We start from the raw sequence: 10,224 nt of genomic DNA, 5'->3' as shown, positions 1-10,224 counted from the left end.
CCAGTTCGGCCGTTGCTTTATCATCGAAATTTATCAAAACTAAAGTATCTTGTTGCAAACGCACGAGTTCAACTTCTTTTCCGAACTGAAAAACTTCTTTTTGTGGGAAATACTGAATATCAATCATCGCTTTTCGATTGACATTTTTGTTTTTGGCATAATACGTAATTTTCTTTACCGTATTTTGTTTCAAAGTATCACGAATCAATGAATAATCTTGCCAGAAATTACGTAATAAAGAATCTACATTGTGCTTTAGATTAAACTTATTAGTTCCTTGATAATCAATCAATAATCGATTCTTATCACCAAAATCTATGACCAAATTATTGAGATTTTTCTTTACTTCTTCATTGAAATAAATGTCAGATTTTCGAGCAAAATCATTGACCATAATTGGTGGTCTGATGCCTTCCAAAACCGTCATGGTATCGTATTTGGCTTTGTTTTTTTGGCACAAAGCACTGCCCGCAATGCCCAAAACGAGCATCGAAATTACACATAGTTTTTTCATAAGTATTTGTGTTTTTATTGATTTGAAAATTGTCGATAATTGTCAGTGAAGACACTGACAATGGCTATCGTGCCGTTGCCTGTGTCCTCATAGGCAAATCATTGTATTCTGATAGAAGGTGTTTGTATGGTTTCTTTGTAATTTGTTTCTGTTTTTTCAAATAATTTTCCTGCAAATTGCACTTTAAATCTTGGTTGCTGAAAAGGCACATCGCCCTGTTTGGATATTTCGTTGATATGAACAGTCTTGAAATTCACTTTGGGCTTTTTCTCGAAAGCAATAGTTGATTGAAAACTCAAAGAATCGGGCAAATTATTAATCTTTTTACTTGAAAACTCAGTGTTTTTTGAAGCGATACTTGCCACTTGAAAATCTAATCTTTGGGTTTGTTTAACTTTTTTCTTACTCATATCAATGGTTTTATTGCTCTTCATAACTATCAATCCCTCTGTTTTAAAATCCCTCTCCTTCAAGGAGAGGGATTTAGGGCGACCCACGTTAGGGTGAGGTAAAATAACTACTTTTTCATGTGCTACCGCAACGGGCGTATGCGATACACTCCTACGTTCGGGTAAAATCCACCAGCTTATAATCGCCACCAAACACGCAGCCACAGGGACAGCCCAGTACCAAATCGGGCGTTTGGTTTTGCGTAAATCTTGTTGAATATTTCCCCAAAGAGCGGCTTCATCAAAAGTTGAAGTTTCGGGCAAAGTATCTTGTATGTTCTCGATTTTTCGCTTGAAAAAATCATCTATATTTTGCTCCATAATCGTATCCTCGTTTTTGTAATTCTGCCTGTAAAATCTGTCGGGCTTTGTGCAATTGCGTTTTTGAAGTATTTTCACTGATTTTGAGTTTTTCGGCAATTTCGGGGTGACTAAACCCTTCTATCGCAAAAAGATTGAAAACCGTTCGGTAGCCATCGGGTAGCTTCAAAATCAAGGCATAAATCTCTTCTTCATCAATATTCTCATAAGTAGAAAAGTCTCTAATTGGCTCATTTTCAATTATTTCTTCTATCGAAATCGTGCTGAGTTGCCTTTGCCGAATTGCCATCAAGCACTCATTAATCATGATTTTCTTGAGATACGGCTCAATCGAATTTTCACCTCGATACTCAATTCTATCAACCGACCGAAAGAATTTTAGAAAACCATTCATCAGTAATTCTTGGGCATCTTCCTCCACTCGCACGTACCGCACGCACAACCGAAACATACGCTTCACAAACGTATCATAGACACGCTTCTGCACGAAAGGATTTTGCTTTTTCAGTTCTGCGATTAATTGAGTTTCTTGCATGAAATCAGTTTAGAATTGCTTTCAAAAGTATATATGCACAAAAACGCCGAGTGGTTGTCTGTGGTATGAATTTTTTATATATTTGATAAAAAAACAACGATTATGGAAGTCAACAGGAGCCTAAAAGAAGATATTCTTGAGCAACTCAAAACTAAAGAAGTCGTCTGTATTCCTGCATCGGAAGAAGATTATTTTTCGGTTGCTTTCGATTTGCCTTTTAAAATTGAGTACCACAATAACGAAATTATTACGATGGGATTAGCTTCTTTTTGGCACAGTCTTCTTACAGTGAATGTGAGTGCTATTTTGAGTGTTTTATTCCAATATGAAGAACATTTTAGCGTTTTAGGTAGTAATATTGGCGTTCAAATTCCAAACTTGGAAGGAAGCTGTTATTCACCCGATGTGCTGGTAGTGAAAGGAGAGCCTATTTTTAAAGCAAACTCTACAGCAATTATTACAAACCCATATATCGTTATTGAAGTTTTGTCGAAAGCCACCGAAACTTTTGATTTATCGGACAAATTACACGAATACAAGCACTTGGAAAGTCTGCAACAAATCATTTTTGTTAATCAGAAAAAGGTTGGAGTGATGAGTTATTTACGCTCAGAAAACCCCAATATTTGGCTCAATCAAGATTTTTATAACGAAGATGATAAAATGCAGATTGATGGCAAAGAAATAGCAGTAAAAGATATTTATAAGAAAGTAAAATTTGAAAAATAATTGTGAACCGAACTTCCCAGTTCGTTTACTGAAAAAAACATCACTGCGAATCGGGAGATTCGTTCCACAAAAAAGGCTGCAAGTTTGATTTGCAGCCTTTTTTGTGGAACGAACTTCTCAGTTCGTTCACTATGTAAAATTTACTGCGAATCGGGAGATTCGCTCCACAGTAAAGATTAAAATTCTTCATCCAACGAGAAAGCCATATCGCTCTTTTGCGACATAACACCTGATTTTTGGTATTCGCCCACACGTTTCTCGAAGAAATTGGTTTTTCCTTGCAACGAAATCATATCCATAAAGTCGAATGGGTTGGTTGCGTTGTAAGTTTTATCCAAACCAAGCGATTCGAGCAAGTGGTCGGCTACGAACTCGATGTATTGGCACATCAATTCGGCATTCATACCAATCAATGATACTGGCAAAGCATCGGTTACGAATTCCTTCTCGATTTCAACCGCATCACGTACTAAATTATATACTTTTTCGGCTGGATATTTATTTTGGATATATTGTGTATAAAGTAAACAAGCAAAGTCACGGTGCAAGCCTTCGTCACGCGAGATAAGCTCGTTTGAGAATGTAAGACCAGGCATTAAACCACGTTTTTTCAACCAGAAAATTGAGCAGAACGAACCTGAGAAGAAAATTCCCTCAACTACGGCAAATGCTAATAAACGGTCGATGAAATTTCCGTTATCAATCCACTTCAAAGCCCAGTCGGCTTTTTTCTTCACGCACGGAATATGGTCAATGGCATTAAGCATTTTATCACGCTCAACCGAATCTTTGATATAGGTATCAATCAACAACGAGTACGTTTCTGAGTGAATGTTTTCCATCATGATTTGGAAACCATAGAAACATTTCGCCTCGGCAAACTGAATACGAGAAATGAAGTTTACGGCCAAGTTTTCGTTCACGATACCATCAGAAGCCGCAAAGAATGCGAGTACGTGTGAGATGAAGTGGCGTTCGCCATCGTTCAATCTTGCCCAGTCTTGCAAATCTGGCGAGAGGTCAATCTCTTCGGCAGTCCAGAAAGAGGCTTCGTGTTTTTTATAAAATTCCCAAATATCGTTATGTTTGATGGGGAAAAGAACAAAACGAGTTTTGTCTTCGATAAGAAGGGGTTCAACTTGTAATAGTTCAGCGTCGGTCATTAGAATTATTGTTTTGGAGTTTATTGGTAGGCGGCACTCCGCCAAGCATTTACATTCTTTATATTTGGGACTGCGTAACAGTAGAATTGTATCCCAAATATACTCACATAATTATTTGTTCACAATGAATGTTTTCGATAATTTAAACTTTTTTTCTAAAGACTTGATAGTCAAGATGCTTCCTCACAAAACTTTTGTTGTGCCAATTTTGGTGTAGATTTTAATAAAAATACTAACTTTACTCATCGCAAATCAACCTAAAAACCTAACCAAATGCTAAAAAAGTCGCTTATTGGCGTTTCCCTGACCATAACCTTACTTGCTGGAATTCTTTATCTGCCGTCGTTTGACCACATCCGAAACTTTATGGCGTGGGGAAAGCACTCTATTTTTGATTTTCGTACGCACCCAACTCGCCATATCGAAAATGGCGATGCCCCGCAAGTTTGGCCTCACGATTCTCTCTACAACAAAATCGAGCTTCCCGATTCGCTTTTAGCAAAGATAGATTCTAATAATACACATGCTTTCTTGGTGATTCAAGACGGCAAAATTCTCTACGAAAAATACTTCGACGGCTACACCAAAGATAGCATCAGTGGCTCGTTTTCGGCAGCGAAAAGTATTATTTCGATGCTCGTGGGCATTGGCGTAAGCGAGGGCAAAATAAAATCTATCGACGAACCTGTTGGTAATTACGTTCCGCATTTTAAAGAAGGAGATTTGGCAAAAATCAGAATCAAAGATTTGCTAACGATGAGTTCGGGAACAAACTACAAAGAAAGCGACCAAAGCTATATGGGTCTTTCTGCCAAGATGTATTATGCCGACGACCAAGAATATGTTGTAAACCTGATGGAAGCCAAAGAGCCAGCAGGTGTAAACTGGGAATATCGCAGTGGCGATACACAAGTGCTGGGGCTTGTAGTTGAAAAAGCCTTTGGGAAGAATATTTCGGAACTAACCTCTGAGTATTTCATAAAACCAATGGGTGCTGAAAACGATGCAAAATGGCTTTTGGATGGTGAAAGTAAGCACGAAAAGGCCTTTTGTTGCTTCAATGGTGTGGCTCGCGACTATGCTCGTTTCGGAGAATTGATGCGTACGAACGGTAAATGGAAAGACAAACAGATTGTTCCAGAAGATTATATGAAAGTAGCCACTTCGCCTGCCAATTATCTAAAAGACCCAACCGAAGGCGGCAAACCAGTTGATTATTACGGTTATCAGTTTTGGGTATTTAATCATCAAGGTTTTTCGATTCCGACCATGAATGGTCTTTTTGGACAATACGTATATACTATTCGAGAAAAAAATGCTATAATTGTGCGTCTGGGCGAAACAAAAGTTGTGAAACACGTGCATCATTTCCAACCCGAGAACTTTACTTATATTGATGCTGCTTTATCAATACTGAAATAATTTTCGAGAAAAACACCAATGATACGTTTCTTAACGGGGCATTGTTCGTCTAAAACACAAAATGTAATTTGTAAATCGTAAATTCAATAAATCATGCAATCATCTGGTTTAAAATTCAGATTTCTTATTGGTATCGTCATGGCAATTGTAGCCTTGATAAGCTATTACAGCAAAAACCAAGTAAACCCCATAACGGGCGAAAAACAACATATCGACCTAACACCCGAGCAAGAAGTGGCCATGGGCTTGCAGTCGGCTCCACAAATGGCTCAAGAATATGGCGGACTCTATAATGACAATGAGGTTCAGCAGCAAATCAAGACTGTTGGTTATAAACTCGTCAAACAAGTAGTTGATGAAGTGAAAAGTAAGGGGGCAACAGTACCCTATCAATTCGATTTTCATGTGTTGGCCGATGACCAAACCGTGAATGCTTTTGCACTACCTGGCGGACAAATGTTTATTACGGTTGGGCTTCTGAAAAGATTAAAATCAGAAGACCAATTGGCAGGTGTACTGGGCCACGAAATTGGCCACGTGATTCACCGTCACTCAGCCCAACAAATGGCCAAATCTGATTTTTATAATGGCTTGGTTGGTGCGGTAGCTACGGCAACTTCTGATGGCACTGGCATGGGCGGTGGACAAATCGCTCAGTACGTAGCCCAAATTCAGCAAATGAAATTTGGCCGTAATGATGAACTTCAATCAGATGAATTTGGCGTAAAATATTTGATTAAAGCAGGTTATAACCCTAATGCAATGATTGAAGTGATGGAGATTCTGGCAGAAGCAAGTGGAGGCCAACAACGTGACGAATTCATGAGTTCGCACCCAAGTCCTGAAAATCGTATTGCTAAAATCAAAGAGCACATTGCAAAGTATAGTAAATAGACACTTATGCGATTGACTTTTTTTTACCGCAAGGATACTAAACGGACGTTAATGTATCCTTGCGGTAACTTTTTGGAACATATCTGAAATCCAACGAACAATTATTCACGTATGTAGTTTAAATGACTATAAGAAAAAATTAGAAAAACCTTGTCAAAATCTACTGCCATATTGATTTTTACGCAAGAAGCATCGAAAGAAGCTGCTCGTAAAATGCTGACTCCCTCAAAGAATCAAGGAGTCAACCGATTGGTATTTGACAAGTTGAACCATTTCGTGGAGCGTACGGCTTCGGCAGCTGCTTCTAAAGCCGAAAATCTGCAAGTTTTTCATTCAAATCAATTAATCAAGCCAAACAACAATAGTTTCGGAAAACAACTTTCGGCAGCTATTCAAGAAGTTTTTGAGCGAGGATTTGAAAAAGTAATTTGTATTGGTAATGACTGCCCTGCACTTGATGAAAATCGAATTTTAGCGGCAGCCGAAAAACTCCAAGTTGCTGATGCTGTTGTTGGCCCTGATAATCGTGGGGGAGCTTATTTAATTGGTATTTCGAGCAAAGATTTTAATGCGGAAGTTTTCGAGAATCTTGCTTGGCAGAGTGAAAAAATGCTGGAAAGTTTTATAGAGCAATACACTAACGAAGCTGTATTAATGCTCGAAACTTTATCAGATATTCATACTTTTCAAGAACTACAAACCTACACAACATCAAGGCATTTTATTGCCTTTTTAATTCGACTCGTTGAGCAAATTACTGCAAGAATTCAGAGTTTTTGCTGCCTTTTTGTAGAGAACTACTCAATTCGCTCCTTATCTCTACGAGCCCCACCATTCGTCTAAAAACACTCATTATTGTTTAAATTTAGCTATAAACGGACTTTCTAAGTCCGCTGTATAACCCTGTATTTTCTTTTCAAAACACATACTACATGAAAACATATTATAACCCCGATGACCTAGCAAAGTTTGGTAAAATCGGAGAATTTGGTGGACAAGATTTAGCCAAGAAATTCTTTGATTATTACGGCGAAACCTTCAAAGATGGAGCATTGACCGAGCGTGAAAAATCATTGATTGCTCTGGCAGTGGCTCACACCATGCAATGCCCCTATTGTATTGATGCTTATACAGCCGATACATTGGCAAAAGGCTGTACCGAAGATGAAATGATGGAAGCAGTACACGTATCGGCAGCAATGGCAGCGGGCGTAAAACTCGTACACAGCGTACAGATGATAAACAAAGCCAAAGAATTAATGATGTAAAATATAATCTCGAATGATTGCATGAATGAATGATAGAATAAAAAATATTATTCACTCATTCAATAAACTATTCACTCATTCTATCAATCACTCATTCAACATTAGAATAAATAAATGTCAAATCCAGTCAAGAGTTTAAAGGCTCAGAAAAGCCAATTAGGAGAATCAGCTTTCCAACTAAAAGTACTTAACGATAAAGAACTTTTAGGCAATAACGTGCCTTTGTTTCGAGATAAATTAGAGGATATCAACTTGTTTCCACTGAAACCTACCAAACTCGAGATTTTTCAGATAAACGTAGGGAAAATGTGTAATCAAGTATGTAAGCATTGCCACGTTGACGCAGGTCCTGACCGCAAGGAAATCATGACCCGTGAAACCATGCAACAGTGCGTTGACATCATTGCAAAATATAAATTCACAACCCTTGATTTGACGGGCGGAGCTCCCGAAATGAACAATAATTTCAGATGGTTTATTGAAGAGATTCGTAAGGTTGATGCTGAGATTAAGATAATTGTACGTTGTAATTTGACCATTATTTTGGCCAATCCGAAATACCACGATTTACCAGATTTCTTCAAGAACAATAATATTGAAGTTGTTTCTTCATTGCCCGCTACGAGTGCTTCTCGTACCGATTCGCAACGTGGCGATGGTGTTTTTGAAGACTCAATCAAAGCACTTCAAATGCTCAATGCCGTTGGTTACGGTATGGAAGGAACAGGACTAAACCTCAATTTAGTTTATAATCCTGCTGGTGCATTTTTGCCTGCTGGTCAAGCTGGTTTGGAAAAAGAATTTAAACGAGTTTTAAAAACAAAATTCAACATTGAATTCAATTCTCTTTTTGCCATCACTAATATTCCAATTAGTCGTTATCTCGATTATTTGTTGGTAAGCGGAAACTACGCTGCCTATATGGAAAAACTCGTAGCGGCTTATAATCCAGTGGCTGCCAGCAATGTTATGTGCCGAAATACACTTTCAATTGGTTGGGATGGCTATCTCTACGACTGTGACTTTAATCAGATGCTCGAACTAAAAGTAGCGGCAAAAGCAAAGCACATTAGCGAGTTTGATTACGACGAACTAAGCAATCGCTCAATTATTGTCAATCAGCATTGTTATGGCTGCACGGCAGGAGCGGGTAGTTCGTGCGGAGGCGAAGTTGCCTAAAAGGTAAACTCTAAAATTAATAATTCTCAGTAAACACCTTCAAATGACATTCATTTACGAAGGCTGAGAGTTGTTTTGCTCAAATTTTATCAATCTATTTTTTATAAGATTTTATGAAAAAAATATTTACGAAAGGTAGTGGCTTTCTATGGCTCATCGGACTGATGTTTTCGGTTTCGACTTTCGCACAGCAAACCCGAAAAATAACGGGGCAAATCCTTGATGCCGAAACCAATCAAGGTGTAATCGGAGCGAGCATCAGTGCCAACGATGGTAAAAAAACTATCGGAACTGTTTCCGACGAAAAAGGAAATTTTTCATTAACACTTCCCGAAAAAACTCAGCAAATCAATGTTTCATCGGTTGGTTATAAAAGCCAAACGATAGCATTGAATGGCCAAACTCAACTGACAATTTCTTTGCAAAGTGGTGAAGTTTTAAACGAAGTTGTCGTTACGGCCTTAGGCTTGGAGCGTCAGTCGAAAAACTTGGGATACGCCGTGCAGCAGATTGATGCTAAGGAAGTTAGTCGAGTAAAATCAACTAATTTTTTGGATAATTTAGCTGGCCGAGTAGCGGGTGTAACCATCACAGGCGGCTCAACGGGCGTAGGCTCAACCACACGTATAAGCATACGAGGCGAATCATCCTTTACGAATGCCAATCCCCTATTTGTGGTTGATGGAATTCCGATTAATAATAATACAATAGTAAATAACGTAAACGATGATGCCAACGGCTTCATGGAAGTTGATTTCGGAAATGGAGGAATGGAAGTGAACCCCGATGATATTGAATCGGTTACGGTGCTGAAAGGTCCATCAGCGGCGGCACTTTATGGCACACGTGCCTCTAACGGAGTTTTGATTATTAAGACAAAATCGGGAGCAAAATCTAAAGGTTTGGGCGTGTCATTCAATACTTCAAATTATCTCGAAACGCCTTTTCAATTACCTGTTTTTCAGAATTCTTATGGTTTAGGAAATAGCGGGCAATATGCTTACAAAGATGGTCTCGGTGGCGGTATCAACGATAATATTACTTATAGTTTTGGACCAAAATTAAACGCTGGACTTTCGATTCCGCAATATGATAGCCCCGTAACTTTACCAAACGGACAAACCGTAAGAGCAGGCGATGTGGCTATTCACGGAGGCTTACCTATTACGCCAACGCCTTTTGTGGCTTACCCGAATAACCTCAAAGATTTCTACGGAACTGGACGCACTTCAATCAATAATTTAGCCATTTCGGCAGGCAACGAAAAAGGTAATTTTCGCCTCTCAATGACCGATTTGAATAGCCAATCTTATATTCCGGGAGTAGATTTGAAGCGTCGCACGGTTTCTACGGCTCTCAATTTTATGCCAATTTCTAAGCTGAAAATTACCTCAAATATTAGTTATATTAATTCGGGAAGTAGCAATCGTCCTGCTACAAAATATGGTTCTGAAAATATCAACTATGCTTTGGTAGGTTGGTTCGGTCGCTCAAATAATATTGAACCGCTGAAAGATTACTGGCAGCCAGGTTTAGAAAATGTGCAACAGTTTTCATATAACTACACATTTTTTGATAATCCTTATTTTACACTTTACGAAAACCGCAACGCCTTCAATCGTGACCGTGTTTTTGGCAATCTCTCGGCTCGTTATGAATTTACGCCCGAATTATCGCTTTCGGTTCGTACGGGTATGGACTACCAAAACGAAGACCGTACTTTCCGTCGTGCATACAGTTCAAACCGTTT

General features: G+C 38.7%; 11 protein-coding genes. 7 read left to right on the top strand and 4 right to left on the bottom strand.

Translation table 11 applies throughout. The features are described 5' to 3' along the window. The 3 genes from ACOVO2_RS14485 to ACOVO2_RS14475 form a co-directional block, all read right to left on the bottom strand. The coding region (locus ACOVO2_RS14485; protein ID WP_421770667.1) for a hypothetical protein at nt 1-514 on the bottom strand (514 nt) is incomplete at its 3' end. A gap of 98 nt (nt 515-612) precedes the next feature. Further along, nucleotides 613-1,284 carry a hypothetical protein gene (locus ACOVO2_RS14480; protein ID WP_421770666.1) on the bottom strand — a complete coding sequence of 224 codons (672 nt, stop codon included), beginning with the start codon at nt 1,282-1,284 and terminating at the stop codon, nt 613-615. Continuing rightward, nucleotides 1,265-1,819, bottom strand: coding sequence for an RNA polymerase sigma factor (locus tag ACOVO2_RS14475; protein ID WP_421770665.1), 555 nt, complete (start codon nt 1,817-1,819; stop codon nt 1,265-1,267). Before ACOVO2_RS14475 ends, ACOVO2_RS14480 begins: the two co-directional genes overlap by 20 nt. Before the next feature lie 102 nt (nt 1,820-1,921). On the opposite strand from ACOVO2_RS14475, the gene ACOVO2_RS14470 reads away from it, so the two are divergent. Beyond that, nucleotides 1,922-2,548, top strand: coding sequence for a Uma2 family endonuclease (locus ACOVO2_RS14470; RefSeq protein WP_421770664.1), 627 nt, complete (start codon nt 1,922-1,924; stop codon nt 2,546-2,548). Between the two features lie 176 nt (nt 2,549-2,724). Here ACOVO2_RS14470 and ACOVO2_RS14465 read toward each other — a convergent pair whose 3' ends face one another. After that, nucleotides 2,725-3,711, bottom strand: a complete 987-nt coding sequence (locus ACOVO2_RS14465) for a ribonucleotide-diphosphate reductase subunit beta (protein WP_421770663.1) — start codon at nt 3,709-3,711, stop codon at nt 2,725-2,727. Between the two features lie 273 nt (nt 3,712-3,984). Here ACOVO2_RS14465 and ACOVO2_RS14460 point away from each other — a divergent pair, with 273 nt between their 5' ends. From ACOVO2_RS14460 to ACOVO2_RS14435, 6 genes are all read left to right on the top strand, one after another. After that, a complete protein-coding gene (locus tag ACOVO2_RS14460; protein ID WP_421770662.1) occupies nt 3,985-5,133 on the top strand; it encodes a serine hydrolase domain-containing protein in 1,149 nt (382 codons plus the stop codon). 93 nt (nt 5,134-5,226) lie between these two features. After that, on the top strand, nt 5,227-6,027 hold the full coding sequence (locus ACOVO2_RS14455; RefSeq protein WP_421770661.1) for a M48 family metalloprotease: 801 nt from the start codon (nt 5,227-5,229) through the stop codon (nt 6,025-6,027). Nucleotides 6,028-6,177: 150 nt separating this feature from the next. Further along, nucleotides 6,178-6,870, top strand: coding sequence for a TIGR04282 family arsenosugar biosynthesis glycosyltransferase (locus ACOVO2_RS14450; protein ID WP_421770660.1), 693 nt, complete (start codon nt 6,178-6,180; stop codon nt 6,868-6,870). An 89-nt stretch (nt 6,871-6,959) separates the two neighbouring features. Further along, nucleotides 6,960-7,295 carry an arsenosugar biosynthesis-associated peroxidase-like protein gene (locus tag ACOVO2_RS14445; RefSeq protein WP_421770659.1) on the top strand — a complete coding sequence of 112 codons (336 nt, stop codon included), beginning with the start codon at nt 6,960-6,962 and terminating at the stop codon, nt 7,293-7,295. Nucleotides 7,296-7,409: 114 nt separating this feature from the next. Continuing rightward, on the top strand, nt 7,410-8,474 hold the full coding sequence (gene arsS, locus ACOVO2_RS14440; RefSeq protein ID WP_421770658.1) for an arsenosugar biosynthesis radical SAM (seleno)protein ArsS: 1,065 nt from the start codon (nt 7,410-7,412) through the stop codon (nt 8,472-8,474). A 113-nt stretch (nt 8,475-8,587) separates the two neighbouring features. Further along, nucleotides 8,588-10,224: TonB-dependent receptor plug domain-containing protein (locus ACOVO2_RS14435; protein WP_421770657.1), on the top strand; the 1,637-nt coding region annotated here is incomplete at its 3' end.

The sequence above is a fragment of the Emticicia sp. genome (genome assembly GCF_049241225.1).
Taxonomy (GTDB): domain Bacteria; phylum Bacteroidota; class Bacteroidia; order Cytophagales; family Spirosomataceae; genus Emticicia.
The sequence above is the reverse complement of the archived record's forward strand: the minus strand, read 5'-3'. Positions and strand labels throughout refer to the sequence as shown.

Bases quoted from the DNA above. Each gene is read 5' to 3' on its own strand.
- ACOVO2_RS14480 (WP_421770666.1), bottom strand. From the start codon at position 1,284: ATGGAGCAAAATATAGATGATTTTTTCAAGCGAAAAATCGAGAACATA.
- ACOVO2_RS14475 (WP_421770665.1), bottom strand. From the start codon at position 1,819: ATGCAAGAAACTCAATTAATCGCAGAACTGAAAAAGCAAAATCCTTTC.
- ACOVO2_RS14470 (WP_421770664.1), top strand. From the start codon at position 1,922: ATGGAAGTCAACAGGAGCCTAAAAGAAGATATTCTTGAGCAACTCAAA.
- ACOVO2_RS14465 (WP_421770663.1), bottom strand. From the start codon at position 3,711: ATGACCGACGCTGAACTATTACAAGTTGAACCCCTTCTTATCGAAGAC.
- ACOVO2_RS14460 (WP_421770662.1), top strand. From the start codon at position 3,985: ATGCTAAAAAAGTCGCTTATTGGCGTTTCCCTGACCATAACCTTACTT.
- ACOVO2_RS14455 (WP_421770661.1), top strand. From the start codon at position 5,227: ATGCAATCATCTGGTTTAAAATTCAGATTTCTTATTGGTATCGTCATG.
- ACOVO2_RS14445 (WP_421770659.1), top strand. From the start codon at position 6,960: ATGAAAACATATTATAACCCCGATGACCTAGCAAAGTTTGGTAAAATC.
- arsS (WP_421770658.1), top strand. From the start codon at position 7,410: ATGTCAAATCCAGTCAAGAGTTTAAAGGCTCAGAAAAGCCAATTAGGA.